The 25,441-nt window shown below is 49.8% G+C and carries 26 protein-coding genes and 2 tRNA genes; 11 read left to right on the top strand and 17 right to left on the bottom strand.

Annotation, left to right across the window (positions count from 1 at the left end; translation table 11 throughout):
* The first annotated feature begins 80 nt into the window (after positions 1–80).
* A complete protein-coding gene (locus tag ACXX82_RS10445) occupies positions 81–671 on the top strand; it encodes a c-type cytochrome (RefSeq protein WP_322234415.1) in 591 nt (196 codons plus the stop codon).
* A 125-nt stretch (positions 672–796) separates the two neighbouring features.
* On the opposite strand, the gene ACXX82_RS10440 is transcribed toward ACXX82_RS10445, so the two are convergent.
* From ACXX82_RS10440 to ACXX82_RS10405, 8 genes are all read right to left on the bottom strand, one after another.
* A complete protein-coding gene (locus ACXX82_RS10440) occupies positions 797–1,468 on the bottom strand; it encodes a YiaD family glycine zipper/OmpA-like lipoprotein (protein ID WP_322234412.1) in 672 nt (223 codons plus the stop codon).
* A 66-nt stretch (positions 1,469–1,534) separates the two neighbouring features.
* On the bottom strand, positions 1,535–1,912 hold the full coding sequence (locus ACXX82_RS10435; protein ID WP_323506575.1) for a hypothetical protein: 378 nt from the start codon (positions 1,910–1,912) through the stop codon (positions 1,535–1,537).
* Positions 1,913–1,939: 27 nt separating this feature from the next.
* Positions 1,940–2,350, bottom strand: a complete 411-nt coding sequence (locus ACXX82_RS10430; protein ID WP_322234406.1) for a phage holin family protein — start codon at positions 2,348–2,350, stop codon at positions 1,940–1,942.
* Positions 2,351–2,374: 24 nt separating this feature from the next.
* Positions 2,375–2,677 (bottom strand): ElaB/YgaM/YqjD family protein, encoded by a 303-nt coding sequence (locus ACXX82_RS10425; RefSeq protein ID WP_322234403.1) that lies wholly within the window; start codon positions 2,675–2,677, stop codon positions 2,375–2,377.
* Positions 2,678–3,142: 465 nt separating this feature from the next.
* Entirely contained in the window at positions 3,143–3,643 is a 501-nt protein-coding gene (locus tag ACXX82_RS10420; RefSeq protein ID WP_322234401.1) for a hypothetical protein, read from the bottom strand.
* A gap of 113 nt (positions 3,644–3,756) precedes the next feature.
* On the bottom strand, positions 3,757–4,167 hold the full coding sequence (gene rnk, locus ACXX82_RS10415; RefSeq protein WP_322234398.1) for a nucleoside diphosphate kinase regulator: 411 nt from the start codon (positions 4,165–4,167) through the stop codon (positions 3,757–3,759).
* A 196-nt stretch (positions 4,168–4,363) separates the two neighbouring features.
* On the bottom strand, positions 4,364–4,852 hold the full coding sequence (locus ACXX82_RS10410) for an energy transducer TonB family protein (RefSeq protein WP_323506576.1): 489 nt from the start codon (positions 4,850–4,852) through the stop codon (positions 4,364–4,366).
* A 94-nt stretch (positions 4,853–4,946) separates the two neighbouring features.
* Entirely contained in the window at positions 4,947–5,372 is a 426-nt protein-coding gene (locus ACXX82_RS10405) for a PACE efflux transporter (RefSeq protein WP_322234393.1), read from the bottom strand.
* A 403-nt stretch (positions 5,373–5,775) separates the two neighbouring features.
* On the opposite strand from ACXX82_RS10405, the gene ACXX82_RS10400 reads away from it, so the two are divergent.
* The 3 genes from ACXX82_RS10400 to ACXX82_RS10390 all read left to right on the top strand — a co-directional run bounded on the left by ACXX82_RS10400 (position 5,776) and on the right by ACXX82_RS10390 (position 8,379).
* Positions 5,776–5,851 (top strand) — tRNA-Val (locus tag ACXX82_RS10400).
* A gap of 40 nt (positions 5,852–5,891) precedes the next feature.
* A tRNA-Asp gene (locus ACXX82_RS10395) sits at positions 5,892–5,968 on the top strand.
* Positions 5,969–7,278: 1,310 nt separating this feature from the next.
* Entirely contained in the window at positions 7,279–8,379 is a 1,101-nt protein-coding gene (locus ACXX82_RS10390; protein WP_323506577.1) for a GGDEF domain-containing protein, read from the top strand.
* 53 nt (positions 8,380–8,432) lie between these two features.
* Here ACXX82_RS10390 and ACXX82_RS10385 read toward each other — a convergent pair whose 3' ends face one another.
* The 3 genes from ACXX82_RS10385 to ACXX82_RS10375 form a co-directional block, all read right to left on the bottom strand.
* The gene (locus ACXX82_RS10385) at positions 8,433–9,332 is read right to left on the bottom strand and encodes a recombination-associated protein RdgC (RefSeq protein ID WP_322234386.1); all 900 of its coding nucleotides are present in this window, start codon (positions 9,330–9,332) and stop codon (positions 8,433–8,435) included.
* Positions 9,333–9,653: 321 nt separating this feature from the next.
* Positions 9,654–9,941 carry a DUF4404 family protein gene (locus ACXX82_RS10380; protein WP_322234384.1) on the bottom strand — a complete coding sequence of 96 codons (288 nt, stop codon included), beginning with the start codon at positions 9,939–9,941 and terminating at the stop codon, positions 9,654–9,656.
* Between the two features lie 145 nt (positions 9,942–10,086).
* Entirely contained in the window at positions 10,087–12,150 is a 2,064-nt protein-coding gene (locus tag ACXX82_RS10375) for a UvrD-helicase domain-containing protein (protein ID WP_323506578.1), read from the bottom strand.
* Positions 12,151–12,338: 188 nt separating this feature from the next.
* On the opposite strand from ACXX82_RS10375, the gene ACXX82_RS10370 reads away from it, so the two are divergent.
* Together ACXX82_RS10370 and ACXX82_RS10365 are read left to right on the top strand one after the other, a co-directional pair.
* Positions 12,339–12,812, top strand: a complete 474-nt coding sequence (locus tag ACXX82_RS10370) for an SRPBCC family protein (protein ID WP_458562872.1) — start codon at positions 12,339–12,341, stop codon at positions 12,810–12,812.
* 78 nt (positions 12,813–12,890) lie between these two features.
* Positions 12,891–13,175, top strand: coding sequence for a chorismate mutase (locus ACXX82_RS10365; RefSeq protein ID WP_322234375.1), 285 nt, complete (start codon positions 12,891–12,893; stop codon positions 13,173–13,175).
* 51 nt (positions 13,176–13,226) lie between these two features.
* On the opposite strand, the gene ACXX82_RS10360 is transcribed toward ACXX82_RS10365, so the two are convergent.
* On the bottom strand, positions 13,227–13,757 hold the full coding sequence (locus tag ACXX82_RS10360; RefSeq protein WP_322234372.1) for a hypothetical protein: 531 nt from the start codon (positions 13,755–13,757) through the stop codon (positions 13,227–13,229).
* A 3-nt stretch (positions 13,758–13,760) separates the two neighbouring features.
* On the bottom strand, positions 13,761–14,921 hold the full coding sequence (locus ACXX82_RS10355; RefSeq protein ID WP_458563980.1) for an MGDG synthase family glycosyltransferase: 1,161 nt from the start codon (positions 14,919–14,921) through the stop codon (positions 13,761–13,763).
* Positions 14,922–15,227: 306 nt separating this feature from the next.
* Here ACXX82_RS10355 and ACXX82_RS10350 point away from each other — a divergent pair, with 306 nt between their 5' ends.
* The gene (locus ACXX82_RS10350; protein ID WP_322234368.1) at positions 15,228–16,127 is read left to right on the top strand and encodes a DMT family transporter; all 900 of its coding nucleotides are present in this window, start codon (positions 15,228–15,230) and stop codon (positions 16,125–16,127) included.
* 51 nt (positions 16,128–16,178) lie between these two features.
* Here the strand turns inward: ACXX82_RS10350 and ACXX82_RS10345 are convergent, their stop codons facing one another.
* Positions 16,179–16,775, bottom strand: coding sequence for a nitroreductase family protein (locus ACXX82_RS10345; RefSeq protein WP_323506581.1), 597 nt, complete (start codon positions 16,773–16,775; stop codon positions 16,179–16,181).
* 374 nt (positions 16,776–17,149) lie between these two features.
* On the opposite strand from ACXX82_RS10345, the gene argS reads away from it, so the two are divergent.
* The 4 genes from argS (at position 17,150) to ACXX82_RS10325 (ending at position 21,789) form a co-directional block, all read left to right on the top strand.
* A complete protein-coding gene (gene argS / locus ACXX82_RS10340) occupies positions 17,150–18,910 on the top strand; it encodes an arginine--tRNA ligase (protein ID WP_458562871.1) in 1,761 nt (586 codons plus the stop codon).
* A gap of 190 nt (positions 18,911–19,100) precedes the next feature.
* On the top strand, positions 19,101–19,787 hold the full coding sequence (locus ACXX82_RS10335; protein ID WP_322234360.1) for an SPOR domain-containing protein: 687 nt from the start codon (positions 19,101–19,103) through the stop codon (positions 19,785–19,787).
* 165 nt (positions 19,788–19,952) lie between these two features.
* Positions 19,953–20,666, top strand: a complete 714-nt coding sequence (locus tag ACXX82_RS10330) for a thiol:disulfide interchange protein DsbA/DsbL (RefSeq protein ID WP_458562870.1) — start codon at positions 19,953–19,955, stop codon at positions 20,664–20,666.
* 340 nt (positions 20,667–21,006) lie between these two features.
* Positions 21,007–21,789: an SDR family oxidoreductase gene (locus ACXX82_RS10325; RefSeq protein WP_322234355.1), complete on the top strand. Its 783-nt coding sequence runs from the start codon at positions 21,007–21,009 to the stop codon at positions 21,787–21,789.
* Between the two features lie 193 nt (positions 21,790–21,982).
* Here the strand turns inward: ACXX82_RS10325 and bcaP are convergent, their stop codons facing one another.
* The 3 genes from bcaP to ACXX82_RS10310 all read right to left on the bottom strand — a co-directional run bounded on the left by bcaP (position 21,983) and on the right by ACXX82_RS10310 (position 25,396).
* The gene (gene bcaP, locus ACXX82_RS10320) at positions 21,983–23,380 is read right to left on the bottom strand and encodes a branched-chain amino acid transporter BcaP (RefSeq protein ID WP_322234352.1); all 1,398 of its coding nucleotides are present in this window, start codon (positions 23,378–23,380) and stop codon (positions 21,983–21,985) included.
* A 562-nt stretch (positions 23,381–23,942) separates the two neighbouring features.
* Positions 23,943–24,263 (bottom strand): antibiotic biosynthesis monooxygenase family protein, encoded by a 321-nt coding sequence (locus ACXX82_RS10315; RefSeq protein WP_322234350.1) that lies wholly within the window; start codon positions 24,261–24,263, stop codon positions 23,943–23,945.
* A gap of 68 nt (positions 24,264–24,331) precedes the next feature.
* Positions 24,332–25,396 (bottom strand): MBL fold metallo-hydrolase, encoded by a 1,065-nt coding sequence (locus ACXX82_RS10310; protein WP_458562869.1) that lies wholly within the window; start codon positions 25,394–25,396, stop codon positions 24,332–24,334.
* Between the last annotated feature and the right edge of the window lie 45 nt (positions 25,397–25,441).

The following is a 25,441-nucleotide window of genomic DNA, read 5'->3' as shown; positions in this document are numbered from 1 at the left end:
AGAGACCGTGCGTTGTTCTGTCTTTTTTTACGCGCGTCTGTATTTGCCCACCGGTTTTTGAAAATTGTACTGAGGGAAACATGAGCGACGCACACAACGAAGAACAATCTGCAATCAAGACGCCAAAACAGTTGATTATCGCTATTCTGGCAGGCTTTTTAGTCCCTATTATTTGTATCGTGCTATTGGTGGAGTTCGTCACCAATGCGCAAAAAACGGGGGCTGGATCTGAGGGACAGACTCCGGAAGCGATAGCAACCCGATTGAAGCCAGTCGCGGATGAAGGTTTTACTTTTAAAGACGTTAATGCACCACGGATATTTTTGACTGGTGAAGAAGTGTACAAGTCGACTTGCGTCGCTTGCCATGGTAGCGGTGCCGCTGGCGCGCCTAAATTTGGCGATGTAAGTGCATGGGGACCGCGCCTTGCGGATGGCGAGGACAAAGTGATTGGTTATGCGATTAACGGTTTGCGTGCGATGCCAGCCAAAGGTGGTAACCCTGATCTTGATGATGTTGAAGTCGCCCGCGCAGTAGTCTTCATGGTGAATGCATCGGGTGGAAAGTTTAAAGACCCAGTTGTTCCAGCGCCTGCTGCCGCGGCTGCGTCTGGCTCGGCTTCCGCGAGCGCTGTTGCTGCTCCGGTTGCTGCTTCTGCTTCTGCAAAGTAAAATTTAACTCACGTGCAGTGAGTTAAATTACGAACGCATTAAAAAGCCGACTCATTGAGTCGGCTTTTTGTTGGGCAATCGCAACCGGCTTTAATCGTATTCACCGGTTACTTTTAACTCAGCTACTAGCGTTGCTGAGTTTGTTGTGGTTCTGCAACGTAAATTTCAACGCGGCGATTTTGTGCGCGATTGAAGCTGGTGTCGTTGGACGCTACTGGCTCATGCGAGCCTCGGCCTTCGATGCCAAAACGATTTGGTGAGATACCGCGTGCTGTCAAATAGTTGCGCGTACTTGCTGCACGTTGTAACGACAGAGGATCATTGATTGCATCACTGCCGGTATTGTCGGTATGGCCGATGATGGTGACCGTGGTGGCAGTATTGTCGGCCAACGTCGTCGCAAATCGTTCCAGAATAGGTCGGAAGTTAGGCGTGATATCGGCACGGCCGGTCGCGAACGAAACATCACTAGGTATTGCCAGTTTCAAGCGGTTATCCGCAGTCTGGCTGACTTGCACGCCGGTACCTTGGGTGGCTTGTTGCATTGCCTGTTTCTGCTTTTCCATCTTGTTTGACCAGATATTGCCAGCAACCGCGCCGATAGCACCGCCGATGGCTGCTCCGCCGAGTGCGCGCCCACCGCCGCCCGGGCCGGTTACGGCACCGAGTAGTGCGCCGATACCTGCACCAACACCTGCGCCGGTTGCCGTGCCGCGCTCCGTATCTGACATGTTTGCGCATCCTGCAGTCGCCAGGGTGACTGCTAATGCTGCTGCGCCGAGCTTGAATTTATTCATTTTTCCCTCATTAATTAAGCGATGTTTCCTAAATGATACATCAGCATAGTCTTGCTGAGTTTCCGACTATTCGTTATCGGCTACTTTTTTATCGCGATTACTCAAGTAAGCAGCGGTGCTTGCGGCTGCGATCAGGATGCCGCCCACAAATAGGGATTTACGGATCGGACGCTTTGATAAGATGGATACACCGGTCACCAATATCGGCGCCAATGATTGCAAACGAGAGAGGGAGAAAAGGCTTGGTTGTTTTGTCATCATTGCGTAAGCCGTTCCGGCAATCCGACCTAACAGACCTTTGCTTAGCGCCCCGCCCGACATATTTGATCTGACGCCATCCCGACAGCGCAAAATTTCGTCACGGTATGCGCCGCCTTCTCGTAACAATTGCAGTTTGCGTTGCGCTAAAGAGCGCTTTCTATCGGCGTGGGATTCAGAATTCATATCTGACCTTCTTGTGAGAGTATAGCGTCAAAGTAGCGCATCCCGATCCTGCCGAAGTTCGTGCATGGTTTGCGGTAGGCCGATACGGCCCTGGCGCAAAATGGTGCGCACGTAGAGGCCCATGGCGATGGCGACGATACTAAATAGCGCGGCCAAAATCAGAAGTATTTTCCAGCCCAATGCGTCCCAAGCAAGCACTACGACAAGGCCGCTCCAAAATGCCAACGCAAACAATAACGCCAGGATGCCCAGAGAGAAAACCAGGAGCAATTTGACGATATGCGAGCCAATTTCGGTGAACTCCAGTGCGGCAAGTTCAATCCGGCTGATAATTAGCGCGAACATGTTTTTGGCGATGCCAACCATACCAGACATGAGCCCTGGTTGATGGGGCGCTGATTGTTTGGTATTGGAATGCTTGGATGTTGCGTTGTCCATGCTCGCCTGATGGTTAAGTTGCGGTTATTTACGGGAAATAATAAGCCCAAGGAGCAGGCCAATGGTAGCCGATACCACGACCGCACCCCAAGGGTTTTCATGGACATAGTCGTCTGTGGAGGCCGCAATTTCTTTGCCGGTTTCGAGGGCTGCGGTCTGTACATCCTGGGCTTTTGCTACCGCTGTATCGAGCAGTTCCAGTCCCTTATTGCGTAGCACCTCCGCTTTATCGCCAGTGCTGGCTGCTGCCTCATGAAACAGGTCCTGCGCGTCTTTTACCAATGATCTGATATCGCCGCGTGTGGTCTTAAAGCTCGATTTATACATCGTTGGCTCCTTGCCAATAAAATACTAGTATAACGAATAGCATCCTGAAAATCTGCCTATCGCGGTTAATGTTCTTGTTTTTTAAATCACTTCTAATGCCAGATTGGAGTGACACGAAGGCAATTGGTTGCAATATATATTTAGCAACATCGAATTAATTGATATTCCATTCGAGTAATTATTTTAATGCCGCTGGAAAATTGAATGCGAGGCAATAAAATACGTTCAGATGGAATGTTAATCAAAATCTGATATGCCAAAGTTCATCAACAATAATCCAGAAATTCCCGTTTTTGTACTCACGTATGTGATCAAGCGAAAATTCATGACGACATGAGCGGGGATGACGCACCCTCCATGGCTTTGCCACCGGCGATATTAATCAAGTTATGTGACCTTCGTTTTTAATCATCACTGAAGCGCAGGGATCGTATGAATCAAGTGCCGCCGGTAAGTAAGTGGTTACTAATTTGTTTTGGATCTTAGTTCAGCAATGGTTTCAATATTCCCAATTTGTATGATGATAGGGCGCAGCGACATCGTTGGTTGGGTCGGCCGCCAGGCAAATAGCCATTCCTTTTGTATGGCGTTCCCCTGATTTTTTGTGAAGGCAGCGCCCAATGGATTAGGTTTACCGTAAGAAATCGCACCGTCGATGCCGGTCCAACTCGGCAACAGGCGTTGCGCTGCGCGATGGATGCGTTCTCCAAATTCTTCGGGATCATTGATCACCAGACAACAGTCGCTATTGGCAAACTCGTTATATAGCGCATCATCCGCGGCGCAACTCAAGCTGAGAGTGAGCAGTTGCGGCGAGGCGCGGGATGGATTATGCAAATGATTTATTTGCAAACTTTCCACAGGAGGACGCAGACGGAATTCTCCGAGCGTCAAAGCCCGTTCGAGCCACTGTCGTTCGGAATACCGGTAAAGCTTGGATGGGCGCTGATAATCTGCGGTTGACATGATGGCCTATTACAATTGTGAGGTAAGAAATTGATGAGATAGAAACGTTTTTGGCGTCGAAAAACACGCAGCCATAATGATAATGGACGTGCCAATAATACTCAAAAACAATGTTAAAGGTGAAATTCGCCGTTGGCTTCCGGCTGATAAGTGACTTCTAATACACGCAACTGACATTCACGTCCGACCGGACCCTGCCAGGCAATCGATTGACCGACTGATAAGCCGAGTAAGGCACCGCCAACTGGTGCCAGAATAGACACGGCGTCGAGCGATTTTGCCTGGTGCGGATACACTAATGTTAAGACGTGTTCTGTTTGGGTCTTATCGTCTATAAAACGCACAGCAGAATTCATCGTGACGACGTCTGCCGGAATATCTTCAGGGTTGACTACTCGTGCGCGGCGCAGTGTCTCATTTAACAACTCCACTGCCGCAACATTGCGATAGGTCTGCGATTCCAGCAATTGCTCAATCCGCTCCATATCGAAACTAGAGAGGGTTATTGGTGGTTTAACTTCCATGATGATTTCTCTTTAAATAAGCGAATGAACTTGCTAAGACAAAACGTACCGACATCATTCTGCGAATACGCTTAGGAAGTTTTGCTATAAGGTCTGATGGTAGGCGAGATGCAGAGGAGACGCAAGCCACCACCATTGTGTCCCCTCGTTACGTCAGATAAAGTCTTAACGTCGCCTATTTTGATTGCATTTGTATTTATTCGTCCATTTGCGCATCGGCTATGGAGCGCAATTGAAAGCGGCCATCAGTGTTAAATAGCCAGCTTTCGGAAATTTCTATCTCGCCCTTGCGTAATAAGTCCCTATCAGGCTTCGGAAAAGGTGCTGCGTTTTTTACCGAGAGCATGGCGACCGCTTCGGCGGCACGGTCTTTGTTAGTGCGCATAATTTGCGTGCGTAATAACTGGCCATCAGCATCGATATAAAACTTCAATACGATTACCGCCCTCAACAACGCTTGCGGCCGACCGATATACACTTTGGTGGAGTTGACCGCAACAATACGTTGGGCAAGATTGCGTTTATAACCATCTATCGTCGTTGTATTCGTGGGTGTGGCAGTATTCGCAGGGATAGTCGGCGAGTTATTGCTAAGTCGATCTATTAGTCCACCGACGCAACCGGCGAGGCTTATCGAGATAAGTGCCATGAGGCACATGGTAACAGTCGACGCCTTGCGTTTCATAGGTCACCTCGGGATCGAACTATTCGAACAAAAGATCACACCTAAATATTAGCACTTTGTTAGCAATTTGTTAGCGCCAACGGGTGGCAATGATTTACTCAGTTCGCATCTTCAGGCGACGACGCGCGATGTCGTAGAGCCAGTTAAAGCAAAAGGCATACACCATAAAAAATACCGAAAACACCAGATCCAGCATAAATGCCTGAACCACGCTGATGCTCATCCACCAGGCGGTAATGGGTAAGGCCACAGCCATGAAGCAGAGTTCAAAGCCAAGTGTATGACCCACTCTGACGGCAATGGTTCTGACCCAGCCATAACGTGTCTCAAACCATTCAAATCCATGGTTGTAGAGCATATTGCAAGCCATTGCGCAAAGTGCCAGGATCAATGCCAGCGCGCCGAAGTGAAACAGTTCTAGTCCAAGTCCGTATGACATCAACGGGACCAGAATAACGAGTGCGCCTATTTCAAAAAGTATGGCATGAAGGATACGGCGAAATAAAGTAGAGATAGTCAATCCTGAAGTATAAATGGGCGGTAACGTACAGTATAACCAACCAAATAGCGTTATGCGTCACCGTGGCGGGATACCGGGTATTCCAACTAACCTGATTGGTTATTTGAGATTTTTCCCGTTGTGGCTGCTTTGTGCGAGGTGACGGTGTGATTTAGTCGCGCAATGAGTATCCGCTGCATTGTTCTGGATGGGTGATAGTTTCTTTCGATTTTAGGTTTGGAATTAAGTGGAATTCAGCGCTCTAGCCCGTCAGATGACTAGGTTTAATGCGGCCGGCCATGATCGGTTTAAAGTTCTTTTAAGAATTTTTCATGAAACCCTAGACGAATAAAAAAACTCATGTATAATTCGGCCTCTCTGGGGTTGTGACAAACGCCACGGAAGTTCGGCTGAATAAGCATTTGGGTGCTTAGCTCAGTTGGTAGAGCGGCGCCCTTACAAGGCGTAGGTCGGGAGTTCGAGCCTCTCAGCACCCACCACTTAGCCGAATAGTCGTTAGGTAAGATGCAGTAAAAACAAGGAGTGGTAGTTCAGTTGGTTAGAATACCGGCCTGTCACGCCGGGGGTCGCGGGTTCGAGTCCCGTCCGCTCCGCCAACTATATGTCAAACGTTAGCCAAGTTTGCCGACAAACCCCTAAGAGATCAAAGACTTAGGGGTTTTTTGTCGCCTGTTGCGCCCATCGTTGACCATTGACAGCCAGATTTTATGACAGTATCTAATCTACTGTCAAAATACATACTGTCATAAATGCCTAAAGTACCCACCCGTTGACTGCCGATTACCTCTAAAGCCACTCTCGCTCATTGAGGAAAAAAGTCTGTTAACTCCATGGGAAATTCAAGTTGATTTAGCGTTTCACATCGAGCCGCGCTTTACCGACGTGAGCAGTTACAAAAGCGTGGCGAATTGAAAAACGCCTAAAAAACGGACATTCTTTTGGCGTTTAAGTAAAAGGAAATTGAGGCGGCCCCCCAATTTTCTCTTGCATGTTTTTACTTTCAACAGCATCGGAATAGTAGGCTATCGGCCGCCGATTAAGGTTAAGCGAACTTATAGGAGGTATTTGCCATGGCTGCATGTCAATATCCAAAATCTGTCCGTGTTCGGCAATATATCCGCTTCCGTTTTGGGAAATGGAAGATGTCTGTCAGTACTGTCGGTCTTGCCGAGGTCAATTAGCGTTATTTAACTAATCAGCCAAGCTCTCCCATTGTGGCGGGCTTTTTAACGCCGGGTGATTCATTAAATGACGGAAAATAGATGAGGGCAGGATAGGTGGTGAAGCATCTTTTTGGTACAAAGTAGTGGCAATTGCTTGCCAGGGCGATAAAGTGTCCGGGGCAGGAGGGCGGTAAATGCTAAGGATTTACTTTTGACAGTACAAGCGACAGTACATTTAGACATTGAAAATAATATAACGTTTGTTTATAAGACTCTGCCCTGGTCGTTAGGCTCTCGTCCGCCCAAGAACAAAAAAAAGACGCGCCTAAGTGCGTCTTTTTTCGTCTATTAATTTGTTTTGATCGGGCGTATTGTGACTATTATTGTGACGCGTATTGCTACCCGCGGTGTAACGAACATTAGGGCGCATAGAAGTGCTTTATGGCAACTTTTGTAGTGCAAGCAAGACATTATTTCCATGTTTCAACACTGTTGTTTCATGTGGGAAAACCTATCTTTCATGTATTCCCAAAACTTCATTCAGTTGGCTTGCCAGCATCGCAACATCGCGCTATTGTCGGTTGCTATACTTATTTTATTATCACTTTAGGCCTTCGCCGGTAATAAATCGTTGATAGCAGTTGTGCTTAAATCGCACTCACCGTAGCAAACATAAGTATGTAACCGATTGCCAGGTAATGGAACCCGAACAACTTATTCGAATTAACAGAATCACCTGCCGTATGCTTTACTGGGTGACCTTTAGCTACGTCCTGGATACTCTGTTGCTCTCTGCCTTTGCAGCCATTGATGTGCTCGCTGCACCTCTTATTTTGATGTATGGCGCAATGGCTGTGTTGATTAACGGCATCTTCTACCTGTTGATTAAGAGCGGCTACAACCGCAGGCTAAAAGATCCAACCATGACATTGGCACAATTGATGGTGGCCGCCTTTGGACAAATCGGTTTTGTTATTTTGGTGCCAGAAGTTGGTTACCTGTTTTTGATCAACCTCTTTACCGTGTACGCCTTTGGTGTTGCGACTCTTTCTACCTTACGCTACGTCTTTAGCTGGATTATCGGAGCGTTGGGACTGGCGGTTGCGTTCTATTTGGTAGGGAGCCGACTAGGTCTTCCTGTGGGTACCTCGCAAAGTCTGTTTTTGGTCTATCTCTCTTTTACGCTGACGCTAGGGCGCTGCGTATTTATCGCTGATTATTTAACGCGTCTCGGCAAGCGTCTATCTAAAAAAAACAGTGCCTTGTTATTAGCTATGCAGCGTGTGCAAGAGTTAGCAACACGTGACGAATTGACGAATACCGAAAATCGGCGATCTCTTGGCGAAATTTTGGATTCGGAACAAAAACGTTTTCAGCGTGGTGGCGCATCGTTCTGTATTGCCATACTGGATCTGGATGGTTTTAAAACCGTCAATGACCGTTTTGGTCATCCCGTTGGCGATGAAGTTCTAAAAGCTTTCGTGCAAATCGTACGCCATGAGATGCGTCATAGCGATCATTTCGCTCGCTATGGCGGGGACGAGTTTGTATTGGTTCTGACCGGCACAACCTTATCCGATGGATTAGTAGCGCTAGAACGCATTTGTGACCAGACGGCGATATTTAACTGGCACCAATTTGGTGTGGGGATTGCCGTCACAGCCTCTATCGGCGTGACTGACTTCCGCCCAGAGGAAACCATTGCATCGGCTTTTCAGCGCGCTGACACCGCTATGTATGCCGCTAAATCGGCAGGCCGTAACCGTGTTGTCGCCAGCGGCGACCTGCAGGAGAATGGTTACGGCATCGACGATATGGGGTCTATCGATGCCGCTGCTGCCTAGTTTTATGGGCTTTTCCTGCTGTTGGTCAGTTGCTCATTAGACGTCACCGATGCTTACGCAGTCGGTTCCCCGCCTAAAGAAAACACCAAGTCACTGAGAAGTTTATTTAACTCGCCGGTCATCAGGGTCAGATCTGAGTCGAAGCGTTCGTCATCGTTTATGCTGGAAACGTCGTTTTCTTCTTTTATCACGTCAAGGGGCGCTATGCGCTTGACAGCCAGCCCTTCGGTCAACACGAAAGAAATTCGGTCGGCCCACGTCATCGCTAGGCGGGTACATTGTTTGCCCGCTGCGATATGACGCCTTACGTCTTCAGCTTCCAGCGTGTGACGCACGTAACGCACGGTGGCCTTGCCTTCACCGTTAGCGCGCAATTCAGTATCCTGATCGACCGTAAAGCCGCTTGGGGCTTCATCTGCGACCAACCAGTCGGTCATGGAGGTGAGCGGTGAATGGACGGTGCGCAAGCCTGAAACCTGCAATTTATCGACGGAACCAAGCAAAAGCTTCAACACTTCTTCGGCTTTAGCCGGGCTCGATGCGTCAACTACCAGCCAACCATTGACTGGATCAATCCAGACCCAAGTCGTGCGACGGATACTAAATGCACGCGGCAGCAGTTCGTCGGTTACCTGTTCTTTTAGGTCTTTCAGTTGTTTGCGTCCAGGCGCAAAACCTTGTTGCTCTTCAATCTCTGCCGCACGTGCCTTGGTGACCTGGTTGATGACTGTGGCTGGCAGAAGTTTTTTTTCTGTTCCGAGCGCAAGGATCAACTGGCGATTGACGACGTGTACCAACATTCCGTTGTCGCGTGGTGAAATCCAACCCTGACTTTGCATTTCTAAACTGCTGCACTCAGCAAATGCCTGCTTCGACAGAAACGCTTCCAGTTGATCGGATGAGATCGCCCAAGGCGCGGGAATACGATAAATTTGTAGATTTTTAAACCACATAATAATCTGTTTAATCCGTTAAAAAAGTGATGCGCCAATCTGCAAAACAACAAATGGCGCAAAGGTGGGTTTGCCCATTGTTGTCGCTGCAGGGTGGCGCAAGGAAAATGATGGCAAATACGTGCGGCGCTTCAATCGGCCGCTATATCATCGTATCGACGTTTAGCACGCTAAGCGTCTTGTTTGGTAACTCCCCTTTTGCATGTAACACTGGCTACAAAGTAGGCAGCGCGGATGAGGGAAGAGGGGAAAAATACAGGCGCAATGGCAGCAACACCGTCAGCAAAAATGCTGCATTTATGCGTCCGTTTGCCAGGTTATTTAAATGCCCATTTTTGTGAGCATATCGGCGATCTCGCGGAATACCGGTTCCAGATGTGGATGACGGACAGCCAAACGTGCTGAGATTTTTTGTGCCTGGTTGACCAGGTCGCTACTAGCTTCCTCTGTCGATACATCCGGTGTCGCGTTCGTATTGTTAGCCAATATCCTTTGTATATCTGCGTCCAATGTTTGCAGTAGCGCTTTAGTTTCAGGATCGACAGGTGCGCCGCTTTCTAGCGTTGCGTGCAGTTTTTGCAATGATTCTTTGAGGTTGTCGAGGCTCATGGTGATTTCTCTTATTTCCTGAAATGTTGCTTGGTTATCTTGGTGACAATGGTTTGCTAAATTTACTCGGCTTACGGGCATCTTCAGTGTCTGTCGTCACCAATAGATTCTCGATAGCGGTTGTTGCCAGGCTGAACCTATCATCTCATGCTACGCGCGGCTTTTGCAATAATGCTTTCAAATTCGCCAACCGGTTTTGCGGCGTAATGACTTCGTCTTCGGTCGGGACCGCATCGCCTTCGTCCAGCTTCATTTCTTTAATAAAACGCGACATGTCGCAATGCACGCTTTCCCCGGCACGCTTGCGTTTTTTGCACCAACTGACGTGCAGACTGCGCTGCGCACGGGTGATACCCACATACATCAGGCGACGTTCCTCTTCGATCCGCGCGGCGATGACCTCAATCGGTGCGTCAGGATCGCCCTTATGCGGCAATATGCCTTCCTCCACGCCGATCAGGAATACATGCGGATATTCCAGTCCCTTAGACGCATGCAAAGTCGACATCCGCACCGCGTCAGGCTCCTCGTCACGGCCATCCAGCATCGACATCAGCGCCACCATTTGGGTCAGTTCCAGCAAATTCTTCTCTTCGCCGGTGCCGTCCTTACCACCCGTCCCCTTTTCCTTGAGCCAGTTTGTAAAGTCGAGAACGTTTTGCCATTTGCTTTGGGCCTGACGATCATCGAAGCTATCGTACAGATAACCCTCGTAATTGATTTCCTTCATCATATCGTCGAGTACCGCCGCCGCATTTTCGCCGCTGCCAGCGGGGCCGATGCGGCTGGCCCGAGACTCAAGTTGATTGATAAAGTTGCCGAACTGACGTAGCGGGTAGAGCTGCCGGTCGGAGAGTTTGGCGTCAATACCGCCTTTAAAAACCGCCTCAAACAACGAGCATTGCCATTGTCCGGCGACCGTTCCCAATATTTCCAGAGTGGCCTGACCAACCCCACGTTTTGGCGTTGTGATGGCGCGGATAAACGCGGGATCGTCGTCTTCATTGGCGATCAGGCGTAAATAACTAATGATGTCTTTGATCTCGGCCTTGTCAAAAAAACTCTGACCGCCCGACATCACATAAGGGATTCGCTCGCGCCGCAGGGCTTTTTCAAAAATGCGGGCTTGATGATTGCCGCGATACAGAATCGCATAATCGGCAAACTTGGCGCGGCGCTCAAAGCGATGCGCCGATAGCATGATGGCGATCTGCTCAGCTTCCTTCTCATCATCTTCCATCCCCATGACTTTGATCGGATCACCGAGACCGTGATCGGACCAGAGCGATTTTTCAAACATTTTCGGATTGTTGCCAATGACAGCGTTGGCAGCTTGCAAAATTCTGGTCGAAGAGCGGTAATTTTGTTCCAGCTTGATCACTTTTAGATCAGGGAAGTCGACTTGCAACGTTTTCAGATTTTCAATGGTCGCGCCGCGCCATGCATAGATTGCCTGATCGTCATCGCCCACCGCTGTGAACATCGGTTTTTTGCCGACGCCGGTGACCAACAATTTCACCAATTCGTACTGGCACGTGTTGGTGTCCTGATATTCGTCCACCAGCAAATAACGCAAACGGCGCTGCCATTTGTCACGTACAACTTCGTTAGTGCGAAATAACTCGACCGGGAATCGAATCAAATCGTCAAAATCGACAGCTTGATAAGCCTTCAGTGTTGCCACATAGCTCAGATAAATACGCGCTGCCTGTGCTTCATCTTCTGTGACGGCTTGATTGAGCGCCTGCTCTGGATCAATCAAACCGTTTTTCCATAAAGACATGGCGGTCTGAATCCGGCGAATTAATTGTTTGTCTGTGGTGATCGCTAAATCTTGCACAATTGAAAAGCAATCGTCGCTATCCATGATCGAAAATCGGTCTTTTAGCCCTAACTCACGCGCTTCTTGCCGCAAAATCTTCACACCTAGCGAGTGGAATGTACTCACGGTGATGTGTTTGGCTTGCTTTGGTTCTTTTAACAACTTGGCAATCCGCTCCTGCATCTCGGTCGCGGCTTTGTTGGTAAAAGTCAGCGCCGCAATATGGCGTGGTTCATAGCCGCAATCTTCGATCAGATGCGCGATTTTTTGGGTGATGACGCGCGTCTTTCCCGAGCCAGCGCCCGCTAACACCAGGCATGGGCCGTCCATGTATTTGACGGCTTCCCGTTGTGGGGCATTGAGACCAAAATTGGGAGTAGACGACATGCGGCAACCAGAAAGAAGCAAAGCAGACTATTTTAACAGTCTGGACCATCAATGCCGCTAAGGTGACGCGAACTGTTGCGCAGACACGCGCTGATTTTTTTGTCTTACTTTTACGCTTTTGCTGGGCGCGGGCATAGTATGGGAGAATTCGGTTATCGCCATCAGGCAGTTACTTCTATTGAGTCTTTATGAAATTTGCGCATTTAATCGAAATTAATGATCCGCTTAATCCATTGATTAAGCCGTTGACCTCTGAACAACTTTGGCGCGGGCTAGTCCTGCGCGCTGAACAGCCGATGTTATTCGTTCCGCATCTGGACGCATGCCAAATCCTGGAAAAATCGATCGATTCGCTCTCGCGAGAGTTGCGTTACGGCAAAATCATCATCCGCGATATTGTGACGTATTTACCGCAATTGCAAGTGCGTTATCAGGTCCCACCGCAAGAGGAATTGTTGGGATCAAGTCTGACCATGACTATCGAGCAACCTCAACAGGACGCACTGTTTGTACGTTTTTCGTATACCGATGAATCGAGCGGGACCGCTATCAGCGCAGAAGAGGAAATGGTCGATGAGTTTCGTCGGAGCGCCTATTTACAGGCAGATATCGACACAATCGGCATAATCCGAGAATTAGTGGACAGCGATAAGCTAAACTAAGTTGTCTGATTTTTGCAGCGTGGCCTTGTTTGGCCACAAATGAAGACGCAACTTTGCACCAAAAATATGAGAGGTTCCATGTCAGATACCGTCATTAATCCGCAGTTATTACAGTTACGCGATCAAATCGATATTGTCGATGCACAGTTGGTCGCGCTGCTTGGTCAGCGCTTTGGACTGACAGCGCAAGTCGGGGTGTTAAAAAAAGAAACCGGTCTTGAAGCAAGAGATCCAGATCGGGAGCGTTTACAGATTGTAAAAGTGCGCAAGTTAGCCGCTGATTCCGGTGTCGATCCTGATTTCATAGAGAATTTGTTTCAAACCATGTTGAAAACGGTGGTCCAGAATCATCGAGAGGTTTAAGCGTTTCTGGCGACGCACGGCACCAACGGCGCATTAAAACTCGGTAATGCATTATCGATGTTGCTCAAATAGGGCGGCTTGGTTCAAGCCGGTTCTATTGTGTTTTTTGGTGCTTTTACGTTCCGCCAACCATAGCAATACCAACCCCACCGAAGAAAAGACCCAATAATCAATCGGCACTGGCCCTAACCAATGTTTGTGCCACGGCACGTCAATCGGGTTGAAGCGGCTCAGACCAAATGCCGGGTTCACCAGAAACCATAGCCAGTCTTCTGCGATCCAGAACAACATGATCGAGGCCAGAATGCGTCCTTCGGCCCTCCAGTCCCAACGTCCGTTGAACCAGATTGGATAGTGGAACACCAAGGCGATGAACGGAAATACCCACGCGTGGTAGCCGGTCATGGCGCGACCTCCCCAGAAAATATCGAGTAGCCAGTGATGCTCTATGCGCCAGGTCGGCAGATTGGCGGCCCATCCCGCGCCACCTTCAATCTGAATTTCTACGTTGGCGAAAAAATAAGCTAACAATGCGGTCCATACAAGCATGCCGATCACACGGCGAAACTGTGTCAATTGCATAAGTCAGTGAACCTGGAAATAGGAGCGTTGAACGAGTGGCGGGATCGCGGGCGGTGTTAAAGTCTCGCGCAATCCATCAAGATGGTTAAAAACAACATTTAAAACTTCTCGCCCAGCACGCGGGCGGCCCAGGGCAAGGCACCGTTCGCGCAGCTCTGCAAGCAAATGTGGGTTTTGCAACAAAAGTTGTAGTCGATAATTGAGCGCGGTCAGATCTACTGCCTTTAGTGCCGCGCCTTGCTCTAACAAATAATCGGCATTGCGTTCTTCTTGCCCCGGTATCGGCGAATGGATGATCATCGGAACGCCCATCGCCAGGCACTCAGAAGTGGTCAGGCCGCCGGGTTTGGTGATCACCAGATCGGCACAAGCCATTAACTTTTCCACCTGATCAGAAAATCCGAGTGCCTTCAGGCGATGCGGATGTTGGGCCGCGATGTGCTGCAAATTATTTTGTAACTCCAGATTTTTACCGGCCAACGCTACCAGCTGAAAATCGCACTCAAATCCGTTATCCTTCATGTTCAGCAAACTTTGTACTGTTTTATCCAGATCGCCAATCCCTGCACCGCCGGACATTAAGAGGATAATCGGGCGTTGTGCATCTAACCCCAAGGCTGCCGCGCACGCCACTCGCTTCAGGGTTTGCGAGAACGCTGGCATCACCGGAATGCCGGTTACATACACTGAAGTGGCAGGAATACCTTTGGCGCGCATGCGGAAGGCGACCTCTTCGCTAGCCGCAAAATAGCCTTGCATCTGGGGTTGCAGCCACATACTGTGCAGATCAAAGTCGGTGACCTGAACCCATACCGGACAAGCGAGCCGCTGGCTGCTGATTTCTCTGGAGAGCATTTCAGCGGGTAAAAAATGCGTGCAAATAATCGCGTCGGGCGCGTACAGGTTGACGGCTGCGCGCAATTTTCGAGTGCTTACGCGTTCCATCATCCTTCGCAGTTTTTGCATCGTCGCGTCGGGATGTGCGCTGTCGCTTTTTTGATAGACGTAACCCCACACCGCTGGATGACGATTTACCAGATGAAGATAAAAATCTGTGTAGATAGCGCGGAAACCGGCAGAAACATAGTCCATCGCATCCCAATGCACAATCTCGGTGCCGGGATATTCTGCCGCGCAGGCTTTTAACGCCTCCGCCGCGCGCATGTGTCCCGCACCGGCAGAAACGCTTAATAACAATATCTTTCGTTTTTTTGTCGCGTACGTGATGCTATTGATGGTCAACTCCGGCTATTGCTATTAATGGTGCTCATTGCACAAAACAGCTTGTCAGTCGCTGCATTTTTGGCAGCTTACCTACCGTTTGTGTCAGGAATGTGAAAATCGCGATGTTCCATGCCGGAATGTAACAAGTGCAATTAATTGGCGTGGCGTAGAATCGGTGGCCGTTACCATTCGCCATGAAAATTGCCATGCGCGGTTAAATCTCATTTAAATGTAGGAAGTAGAACCATGTCGACGCACCATAAACCCCTTGATGGCCTTGCCATTGGCCTGATGCTCTTGCTGTGCATTTGCTGGGGCTTCCAGCAAGTGGCGGTCAAACTGGCGCTGCCAGTGATGCCATCCACCTTGCAGATCGCTTTGCGCTCGGGCGGTGCGGCATTGCTGGTCTGCTTGTTCATGCTATGGCGAGGTGACGGATTTTCGCTACGTGACGGCACTTTTTGGCCGGGCTTGGTGGCCGGTGCATTGTTTGGCGGAGAGTTTCTGTGTGTCTCGATTGGCCTCAATTACACCACCGCATCGCATATGTCGGTTTTTCTGTATAGCGCCCCCATTTTCACCGTACTGGCGCTGCATTGGCTGGTTCCGGGCGAACGGTTGGGGTTGCTCCAATGGTGCGGTGTGCTGACTGCATTTTTAGGAATCGTGGTGGCGTTGGCGGCAGGTTTTTTTGATGGTGAGGCCACGCCTGTAAGTGTGCTTGGCGATGCGCTTGGTTTGGCAGCGGCGGCGTTTTGGGCAGCCACCATTATCGTGATCAAAAAAAGCTGTTTATCTACAGCTAAGCCGAGCAAAACATTGCTGTATCAACTAGGTGTGGCAACCGTGATGTTATTGGGTTTTGCTTTTGCTACGGGACAAGCGTCTATCGGACCAATGACGGAAGTGACGTGGATGAGTTTATTGTTTCAGACGGTTGTGATCGCTTTTGCGAGTTTTTTGACATGGTTCTGGATGTTGCGCCGTTATCTGGCGTCCCGATTGTCCGTGTTTTCGTTCTTAACGCCGCTCGTTGGCGTCGGTTTTGGGGTGTTGATACTTAACGATCCGGTGGGCTTACCGTTCGCAATCGGAGCAGTATTGGTGCTGACAGGTATCGTCATGGTGAATCGGCGGCAGAGTTGATTTTGTGCGTCTCTGCCGCCTTTGAAGTTTGCGCTTACTATCCTCCGACTTTTACGCTTTAAACGTGCCTTCCGACACTAAAGCTGAAAGCGGCAGGCGCGGACTTGGCGCTTCTTTTTCTTGCAATCCGGCTGGAAGCATTGCTTTGTCGCCGATCTTGCCGATGGCAATCACCGCTTCAATGGCAATATTTTCAGGTATCGCCAGTTCGCTGCGGGTTTTTTCCTTATCAAAGCCGGCCATGCCATGCGCATGCCAGCCTGAAAGACTGGCTTGTAGCGCCAGATAGCCCCAAGCTGAACCTGCGTCAAACGAGTGGGTTGGCGATGGTTTTTCTTCGGTTGATCCTGGTGCAGTCATCGTGGTTTTCGACAAGACGACCACCAACGCAGAAGACTTTTCAGCCCAACTACGGTTGAAATCGTTCAGCAATCCAAGCAGTTTGTCCCAATGTGGCGTGCCGCGACGTGCAAATACAAAGCGCCATGGCTGCGAATTGTAGGACGATGGCGCCCAGCGTGCCGCTTCCAGAATGGTCAACAGTTCTTGTTCTGTCATCTCATCGTTAGTGTATGCGCGGGGCGACCAGCGATTGATAAATTGTGGATCAATAGTGTGTTCGGTAACGCGTGGGTTTGATTCGGACATAAGTACTCCTGTTAGTGGTGGTGCGAAAATGACATCAGATCAACGGATGCAACGCAATGCAATTGCCTGAGTCAAACATAGGTCAACCCTGCGTCAACTTTGAATTTGCAAAGGCGCATCATCGCAAAATACCCCGCTGATCGCCAGAGTTTCCTGGATGCGAAGTATCTTATCAGCAGTTTTTAATGCGTGCAGATAGTGCAGTGTTTGGCTTAAACGTGTTTGTTTGATGACGTACTCGATTGCAGCGGAGCGGAAGTCGGTCGCTAAGCCGGTATAATCGGGCGTCTTAGATGCTGAATTAACGCAAATTAATTCGTAACGACAATCCACATCATTTCGGTCGGTTTGCCGATCCACTGAACGGAAATTCCATGCTTGCGCAACAAAAACAACACATTATTGACCTTTTTAACGCTGCGTTGCAGCCAATTGTCGTTGGTACAGATGTACACCCAACCATCACGCTGGAACGTCCGCGTGACCCTGCGCATGGCGACATTGCTTGCAACATTGCCATGCAATTGGCGAAGGCACTGAAAAAAAATCCGCGTGAATTGGCGCAATCATTGGTTGCTGCCGTAATGGCGAATCCTTCACACGTTAACGTGATTGCGGGCGCTGACATTGCCGGGCCGGGGTTTATCAACTTGCGTCTGACCGCCGCAGCCAAGCAAGAAGTGGTCAAAGTGGTATTGCAACAGGGTGCGGCATTCGGGAAGAGCACTGTTGGCGAGGGCAAGAAAGTATTGGTCGAATTCGTCTCCGCCAATCCTACCGGACCATTGCACGTCGGTCATGGTCGTCAAGGCGCGCTGGGCGACGCAATGTCGTCCCTGTTTCAAACGCAGGGCTACGATGTCACCCGTGAGTTTTATTACAATGACGCCGGTGTTCAGATTGCAACACTGGCAACCTCCGTTCAGGCGCGTGCCAAAGGCAATAAACCGGGCGATACCGATTGGCCTGAATCCGCATATAACGGCGATTATATTGCCGATATCGCCCGTGATTTTCTAGCCAAAAAGACCGTAGAAGCCAGCGACGGCGAACCGGTTACCGCCAGCGGCGATCTGGACGATGTTGAGTCAATTCGCAAGTTTTCCGTCACCTATTTGCGTCGTGAGCAGGATCTGGATTTACAAGCGTTCGGCGTCAAGTTTGATAACTATTATCTTGAGTCGTCGTTGTACAAAGATGGCAAGGTCAACCACGCCGTTGAAACACTGATCGCCGCAGGTAAAACCTACGAACTCGATGGCGCACTATGGTTGCGCACCACCGACTACGGCGATGACAAAGACCGCGTGATGAAAAAATCCGACGGCACGTACACCTATTTTGTGCCGGACGTCGCCTATCATATTGTCAAATGGCAACGTGGTTTTGGTAAAGTCATCAACGTTCAGGGCAGCGATCACCACGGTACCATTGCACGGGTACGGGCCGGATTGCAAGCGGTCGACGCGGGCATTCCGCAAGGCTATCCGGATTACGTTCTGCACAAGATGGTCACCGTCATGAAAAATGGCGAGGAAGTAAAAATTTCCAAACGTGCCGGTTCTTACGTCACCGTGCGCGATTTGATCGAATGGTCTTCTGGCGATGCGGTAGCGGAAGACGGTTCCCGCGACTTGACGCGTGGCCGTGATGCCGTGCGTTTCTTCCTGATTTCACGTAAGGCCGACACCGAATTTGTATTCGATGTCGATCTGGCGCTATCCCAATCAGATGAAAATCCGGTGTATTACGTACAAATGGCGCATGCGCGGATTTGCTCAGTGCTGGCCCAATGGGACGGCGACGAGTTGACCCTCAGCGGTGTTGATCTGAGTCTGCTGACCGCACCGCGCGAAGCCTCATTGATGGCTAAACTGGCCGCCTATCCCGATATGCTGGAACACGCATTGGAAGAACTCGGCCCGCATCAGGTTGCATTCTATTTGCGGGATCTGGCCGGTGAACTGCATAGCTATTACAATGCTGAACGTGTGCTGGTCGACGACGAAGCGCTGAAGTTGGCGCGTCTGGCGCTGATGGTGGCCACGCGCCAGGTGCTGCGCAATGGTATGGCATTGATTGGTATTTCGGCACCTAACCGCATGTTGCGCGATCCGGTCGAAGTCGTTGCATAATCGAGATCGTTGTCATCGAGATCGCTGCAAGAATTGAAGACGTCATTCGGTGTTAGTCTGGTTTGGTTGCGCTAAATTGTCGGGTTAAGACAGGCGTGGAGTTGGATCGACTAACGCTTCAAACCATGTATATCGTATATATCGTATACGTAATGGGCAATGAGTTGAATGTAATGAGGGAAGTGGAAGTATGAGCAAAATAGACAAACGCAAAAAAAAGCAAGCTGGCGGAACGTTCGTTGGTGTGATTCTGGGCCTGATTGTCGGTTTGGCGATTGCGGTGGTCGTAGCAATCATGATTACCAAAACCCCAACACCTTTTACCAATAAAGCACCAAAGGTCGAAAAGCCGTCCGACATCATCACCGCGCCTGAGCAATTGTCTGATCCTAACAAGCCGCTCTACGGTAACCGTGGTCAGGCCTCAACACCTGCTACCGCAGTTGCGCCTGTAGTAGTTCCTGATCGGCCCGTTAGTCCGGTCGTCGTTGCGCCAGCAGCACCTGATCTGATCGGCCAAAAGATTCAGGAAAAGCAGCACGAAGCCGCCAAAGCACCGATTATCGATAAATCGACCGCGGATAAAACCAAGAAAGTGGCCTCTGACATCGCCACAGCCAAAACTGACAGCGCAGATGATCACTGGATTTATTACCTGCAAATCGGCGCCTTTCGCGAGCAGGCTGAAGCAGAAAGTGCACGTGCCAGATTAGCGTTGCAGGGTTTTGAGGCAAAAGTCAGCGAACGACCATCCGATAATGGTTCACTGTATCGCGTACGTATCGGTTCATTTAGTAGCTTAGAAACAATGAACCGTATGCGTAGTAAGCTGTCTGACAGCGGCATCAGCACTGCAGTAGTGCGTTCAGCAAAATAACGTAGATGTTATCGGCGTCTTGTTCTTCGCCTCCCGTTCGCTATAAACGTGGAGGCAAAGATGGCGATAACAGCAATATTTGCAGTACAACCTCTTCGCGCAATTCCGAACGCTCCTGAAGCATCAGGGATTGCGCACTGTCTATCATTAGAATAAGGAAATCCCATGCGTTTTTTGCAACGTGCATTTGCCATTGTCGGCCTTAGTCTCACTCTCGGTTTCGTCGCCGCATCGGCCAGCGCTTCTCCTGCCAATCCGGTCGCAGGTACAGACTACAAATTGCTCGATACCGCGCAAGCCACTGATTCTGGCAAAAAAATCGAAGTCACTGAATTCTTTTGGTACAGCTGCCCACATTGCTTCGCGTTGGAGCCAGAGTTGGAAAAATGGGTTGCCAAACAGGGCGACAAGATTGATTTCAAGCGTGTCCCGATCTCTTTTGATCCACGCTTTTTGCCCCAACAAAAACTGTATTACACATTAGAAGTCATGGGTCAGGTACCAGCGATGCATAAAAAGGTATTCGATGCGATTCACGTCCAGCACCAGCGTCTGGATACGGATGCAACGATCCTTGATTTTGCGGTTAAGCAAGGCTTGAACAAAGCTAAGTTCACTGAAGTGTACAACTCGTTTGGTGTGCAATCGAAAGCCATGCGCGCAACCCAACTGCAAAACGCTTACAAAATTGACGGTGTGCCGATGATTGCCATCGACGGCCGCTTTCTGACTGCACCATCGATTGTCGGGACTTCAATGGGTAACGCGGCAGAGCCGGTCTTGTTTGCTGCCACGCTGCAAGTCGTTGATTCTCTGATTGCCAAAGCGACCGCAGAAAAAAATAAAACGGCTGCTCCGCCAGCGCAAGCCAAAAAATAATACGGATTTGTGGGAACTGTTCGTTAGCCATCAAGAACAGCTTAATAGGTGTAAACGGTGGCTAAACGATTACTAAACGGTTACTGAAATCTATTAGACGCGATTTGAGTCCGATTTTGATCCAAGTCATCGGTATCTGCGCTTCTGGCAATGGAGCCCGAACACCTAAACCGAGATTGTCTTTTGAACATTAAGATCTTTGTGCATTAGGATCTTTTAATACTGTTTGATTTAGTACCCTGGCCGAGCAAAAATTCTTCTCCAGGCTTCTCAAAAAGTTGTCAAATAGTCCGTCCCGCCCTTATCGGCAGAGGGCGGACTTTTTTTATATAGGACACATATGCAACGTGTATTTATTACCGGCGCTTCTAGCGGTATTGGCGCTGCCCTTGCGCAGCAATACGCAGCGCAAGGCGCTACGTTAGGATTGGTGGGGCGCCGTCGTCAGCCGTTGCAACAATTGATAGACCGTTTGCCTCATCGAGAGCGCCACCATTTATACGTTCTGGATGTGAATGATCACGAGGCGTTACGGATTGCCGCAGCAGACTTTATTGCAGAGGGCAATGGTATCGATGTGGTGATTGCCAGCGCGGGCATTTCTCAGGGAACGTTGACCGAATTTGCGGAGGATCAGAAAGTATTTGAATCGATATTCGCGACCAACATGCTGGCCACCGTTGCCACCTTCAGCCCATTTATTGCCACGATGAAACAACAAGCGCAAGCCGGTCAGCGCGATTGTCGTTTGGTCGGCATTGGCAGTGTTGCTGGTATCCGCGGCTTGCCCGGGGCGGGCGCATATAGCGGCTCGAAAGCAGCAGTGATGCGCTACTGTGAGTCGTTGCGCGTTGAATTGCGCGCCAGCGGCATTAAAGTTATCACGTTAGTGCCGGGTTATATTGATACGCCGATGACACAGGTTAACCAGTACCGCATGCCGTTTTTGATGCCAGCGGTCGCGTTTGCCGCCCAAGCCTGCGCTGCAATCACGCGCGGAAATAGTTATCAGGTCATCCCGTGGCAAATGGGTCTGGTAGCGAAATTATTGCGGATTTTGCCAAACTGGTTATACGATCTGGTATTCGCCAGAGCGCCGCACAAGGCGCGTAAGCCATCGTAACTAGCTGGCCCCGATATGAGCGCAGCCTAAACTGGTTAGATGGTATGTTGGTCAAATTGTCTTAGTTTGTTTGGGCCAGACAAACCTGCCAGCAGAAAAGTAAAAAAAGGCGTTCGATACTTCTAGTATCGAACGCCTTTCCATTAGCAATACGCGTTAAATCACTTTGTGTGATTTGTGCGATGCCGTAAATTTACTTCGGATGCAGCAACGACCGCTTACGCGCATAGCCGAAATACACCGCCAGCCCAATCAATAGCCAGCAACCAAAAGCGATCCACGTTACCGCTTGCAGATGCAACATTAAAAATACGCAGAAAAAGATCGCAGCCAACGGCACAAACGGCACACCGGGGCAACGGAAAGGGCGTTTGATATCTGGACGTGTTTTGCGGAATATCAATACCGCCGCTGAAATTAACGAGAACGCCATCAATGTGCCGATATTAATCAGCTCTGCCAACACGCCCAAGGGCACGACCGCCGCGATCAGCGCAAATACAATACCAACCAGCCACGTAGTAAAAAACGGCGTCGCAAAACGAGGATGCACTTTGGATAATTTTTTCGGCAATAGTCCGTCGCGTGACATCGCAAATAATATGCGGGTTTGACCATAAGTCATGACCAGAATCACTGTTGTCATTCCTATAATTGCGCCGAGATCGACAAAGCCAGCAACCCAGTTTTGACCCGCATATTGCAAGGCCAGTGAGACAGGATGATCGACGCCGAGAAATTTTTCGTAAGGGACAATGCCCGTCATGATGCTGGCGACGATCACATACAATATCGTACACACCGTGAGCGAAGCGATGATCCCGATTGGCAAATCACGGGAGGGTCGTTTGACTTCTTCCGCCGCCGATGTCACGGCGTCGAAACCAATAAATGCAAAAAATACGATGGCTGCTGCATTAAACACGCCTTGATAGCCAAAAGGCAGAAAAGGTTTCCAGTTAGCCGGCTGGACATGGTTCGCACCAACGACGATGAATAGCACAACCACGCTCAGTTTGATAAACACCATGATGTTATTGGCACGCGCTGATTCACGCACACCAATCGACAACAAGGCGGTGACGACTAGCAAGATGATGAAAGCAGGCAGATTGAACCACGTCTCCACGCCTGGCACCGAGCCAGGCGCCGCACTCAGTATGGCCGGTATGTGAACGCCAAATCCGGCTAGTAAAGACTGAAAGTAACCCGACCAGCCGACCGAGACTGCCGATGATGCCAGTCCGTATTCCAGCAACAAATCCCATCCAATCATCCAGGCAACCAGCTCACCCATGGTGGCATAACTATAAGTGTAGATCGAGCCGGATACCGGCACGGTAGAGGAAAATTCAGCGTAGCACAATGCAGCAAAGCCACAAGCTACGGCGGCAACGATGAAGGACAGCGACAAGCCGGGGCCGGCGAGCAGAGCACCGGTTCCGGTTAATACAAAAATGCCGGTACCGACAATCGCGCCGATACCGAGCAAGGTCAGATCGAGCGGTCCAAGCGTGCGCTTCAGGCCACTACTATCATTCTGACTATCGAGGATCATCTGGTCGAGGTTTTTGGTGCGAAACAAACTCATGAAACTTCTCCGGTAAGGATATTACGGTGTCTCAATTGCCCGATAAGTTTGAGATCGATTGTGTAGAAGGGCGATAGGCTATGCGGAAACCTAGCTGCAAACCAAATATCCAAACCTGTCCGGTTGGCAGCAATGGTGAAGATCGTTCGCGTTGGATGGCGATGACTGCGACATATCGTCGTCAGGCATCGATCAAATAAGTACACTACTTGGGATCGATAAAAATCCACGCAACGGAGATGGGCGACAAGCCTTTGGGTGCGCGGGCGGGATATCAGGTGATAATGGGGAGTGTGTGAAATGGGTTGAGTCAGTAAGCTAAACGAGTAGGCAAAATGAGGTGGACAGGAGAGCAATGCGTGAATCATGCGTCGCGGTAAGCCTCTACCGACCTGCCCGATACAAACGAGATCAAGCAATACGGCAATCATTTCCCAATGGAAATTTTCCCGTATTCTCTCATAATCGACGCATCAAATCCACGCTAGCGTAATGAAAATAAGAATTGAGCCTATAAGTGTGCCGACGTTAAGTTTCCATAAAATGATACTTTTTTAACGAATCAATCAGATTCGAAACCATAGTCGCGCTCGACTTTGGCAATCCTCGTTTTATAGTGTGAGTACCAATCAGAGCGTCCAGACGCTTGCGCAACCAGATGATCGGCGTTGGCTTTCCAGGCGCGTATTGCTTCTAGCGAGGCCCAGTATGAAACAGTGATGCCGAGCGTTTCCCGTGCAGATTCGATCCCAAGAAAGCCCGGTTGTTGCTGAGCCAACAAAACCATCCGATCCGACATGGCGTCGTAGCCTTCATCGTTGGCGGTTTTCAAGCTGGTAAAAATCACAGCGTAATAAGGCGGAGCAGGCGTCGCGGCGATCATCTTAATCCCGTAAAGATAAATGGGGGCTGTGCTTTAGACTTTAGACATCAGGCAAAGCGCCGGTTGCATCAATGCGTCTGAAAGCGATAAATATTGTCTGCATCCATGCGCCGCACAAGGACGTCGTCAAACCATAATTTATGTAAATGTGCCAGCGCCTCGCCGAGCGCAAAAGTCATTTGATGCGCGTCCAGAGCACGGGGAAACATGATCGGTACGATATCGCTGGCAGACTGCGGTGTGGCGCAAGCTTCAACTACTTCAGCCAGTCGGTCGCGATGATGGTCCTTCAGTTGATCGATACGCGTCTGTAAGCCACGGAACGGCTTGCCGTGCGAAGGCAGCACCAAGGTGGTTGTGGGTAGATTGCGATATTTTTCGAGCGAATCCAGATACTGCTGGACCGGATTAGACTCCGGTTCGATCGCAATCACCGACACATTGGTCGAGATGCGCGGCAGCACCATGTCTCCGGCAATCAGTAAATCGAGATCAGGACAATGCAGCGCCACATGCTCGGGGGCGTGACCGAAACCCGTAATCACGCGCCATTCATGCGTGCCGATACGAAACTTCTGCTGATCATGCAGTCGGTGATAGGCGTGCGGCACCGTGGGAACCATGTCCGGATAATAGGATTTGCGTTGCGCTACCTTCGCAATGACTTCAGGATCGCGCATGCCATGCATCTCAAAATGCGGCAACATCGAACTGCCATCGAAACCCGGCAATCCTGCCGACATCATTCGGGCCGACAAATATTCGCCAGCACTCATCCATAGCGGCGCTTGCCAGCGCTGACAAAGCCAGTCTGCAGAACCAACATGATCAGGGTGACAATGGGTGACCAGCACGCGCAACACCGGCAAACCATTTAATTGCGTAGCAAAAATATTCTCCCATGCGCTGCGCGTGGCATCATTTGAAATCCCGCAATCGACGATGGTCCACCCTTTCTGCACACCATCTGCGGTTTCTAACCTATCTTCCAGCAACCATAAATTAATATGGTTCAGCGCAAACGGCAATGCCATGCGCAACCAACGTACGCCGGGCGCAACTTCAAGCGTAACGCCGACTTCCGGCAAAATATCCGCAAATGCGTAGTCGAGCTGAGCTTCGAGGGGATTCATTTAAGACATCCTTATAGGGTGAATGGCCAGATCAGCAGCATTGAT

Source organism: Glaciimonas sp. GNP009 (assembly GCF_054343755.1).
Note: the sequence above shows the minus strand (reverse complement) of the source record. Positions and strands in the feature narration are given on the sequence as shown.

What these genes read in the sequence shown, in the direction of transcription:
- ACXX82_RS10335 (WP_322234360.1), top strand. Translation starts at nt 19,101, where the DNA reads ATGAGCAAAATAGACAAACGCAAAAAAAAGCAAGCTGGCGGAACGTTC.
- argS (WP_458562871.1), top strand. Translation starts at nt 17,150, where the DNA reads ATGCTTGCGCAACAAAAACAACACATTATTGACCTTTTTAACGCTGCG.
- ACXX82_RS10380 (WP_322234384.1), bottom strand. Translation starts at nt 9,941, where the DNA reads ATGAGCCTCGACAACCTCAAAGAATCATTGCAAAAACTGCACGCAACG.
- ACXX82_RS10385 (WP_322234386.1), bottom strand. Translation starts at nt 9,332, where the DNA reads ATGTGGTTTAAAAATCTACAAATTTATCGTATTCCCGCGCCTTGGGCG.
- ACXX82_RS10325 (WP_322234355.1), top strand. Translation starts at nt 21,007, where the DNA reads ATGCAACGTGTATTTATTACCGGCGCTTCTAGCGGTATTGGCGCTGCC.
- ACXX82_RS10330 (WP_458562870.1), top strand. Translation starts at nt 19,953, where the DNA reads ATGCGTTTTTTGCAACGTGCATTTGCCATTGTCGGCCTTAGTCTCACT.
- ACXX82_RS10310 (WP_458562869.1), bottom strand. Translation starts at nt 25,396, where the DNA reads ATGAATCCCCTCGAAGCTCAGCTCGACTACGCATTTGCGGATATTTTG.
- ACXX82_RS10345 (WP_323506581.1), bottom strand. Translation starts at nt 16,775, where the DNA reads ATGTCCGAATCAAACCCACGCGTTACCGAACACACTATTGATCCACAA.
- ACXX82_RS10410 (WP_323506576.1), bottom strand. Translation starts at nt 4,852, where the DNA reads ATGAAACGCAAGGCGTCGACTGTTACCATGTGCCTCATGGCACTTATC.
- ACXX82_RS10365 (WP_322234375.1), top strand. Translation starts at nt 12,891, where the DNA reads ATGTCAGATACCGTCATTAATCCGCAGTTATTACAGTTACGCGATCAA.
- ACXX82_RS10425 (WP_322234403.1), bottom strand. Translation starts at nt 2,677, where the DNA reads ATGTATAAATCGAGCTTTAAGACCACACGCGGCGATATCAGATCATTG.
- ACXX82_RS10435 (WP_323506575.1), bottom strand. Translation starts at nt 1,912, where the DNA reads ATGAATTCTGAATCCCACGCCGATAGAAAGCGCTCTTTAGCGCAACGC.
- ACXX82_RS10445 (WP_322234415.1), top strand. Translation starts at nt 81, where the DNA reads ATGAGCGACGCACACAACGAAGAACAATCTGCAATCAAGACGCCAAAA.
- ACXX82_RS10315 (WP_322234350.1), bottom strand. Translation starts at nt 24,263, where the DNA reads ATGATCGCCGCGACGCCTGCTCCGCCTTATTACGCTGTGATTTTTACC.
- ACXX82_RS10420 (WP_322234401.1), bottom strand. Translation starts at nt 3,643, where the DNA reads ATGTCAACCGCAGATTATCAGCGCCCATCCAAGCTTTACCGGTATTCC.
- ACXX82_RS10375 (WP_323506578.1), bottom strand. Translation starts at nt 12,150, where the DNA reads ATGTCGTCTACTCCCAATTTTGGTCTCAATGCCCCACAACGGGAAGCC.
- ACXX82_RS10440 (WP_322234412.1), bottom strand. Translation starts at nt 1,468, where the DNA reads ATGAATAAATTCAAGCTCGGCGCAGCAGCATTAGCAGTCACCCTGGCG.
- ACXX82_RS10355 (WP_458563980.1), bottom strand. Translation starts at nt 14,921, where the DNA reads ATGCGCGCGGCGGAGGCGTTAAAAGCCTGCGCGGCAGAATATCCCGGC.
- ACXX82_RS10360 (WP_322234372.1), bottom strand. Translation starts at nt 13,757, where the DNA reads ATGCAATTGACACAGTTTCGCCGTGTGATCGGCATGCTTGTATGGACC.
- ACXX82_RS10390 (WP_323506577.1), top strand. Translation starts at nt 7,279, where the DNA reads ATGCTTTACTGGGTGACCTTTAGCTACGTCCTGGATACTCTGTTGCTC.
- ACXX82_RS10350 (WP_322234368.1), top strand. Translation starts at nt 15,228, where the DNA reads ATGTCGACGCACCATAAACCCCTTGATGGCCTTGCCATTGGCCTGATG.
- ACXX82_RS10370 (WP_458562872.1), top strand. Translation starts at nt 12,339, where the DNA reads ATGAAATTTGCGCATTTAATCGAAATTAATGATCCGCTTAATCCATTG.
- bcaP (WP_322234352.1), bottom strand. Translation starts at nt 23,380, where the DNA reads ATGAGTTTGTTTCGCACCAAAAACCTCGACCAGATGATCCTCGATAGT.
- ACXX82_RS10430 (WP_322234406.1), bottom strand. Translation starts at nt 2,350, where the DNA reads ATGGACAACGCAACATCCAAGCATTCCAATACCAAACAATCAGCGCCC.
- rnk (WP_322234398.1), bottom strand. Translation starts at nt 4,167, where the DNA reads ATGGAAGTTAAACCACCAATAACCCTCTCTAGTTTCGATATGGAGCGG.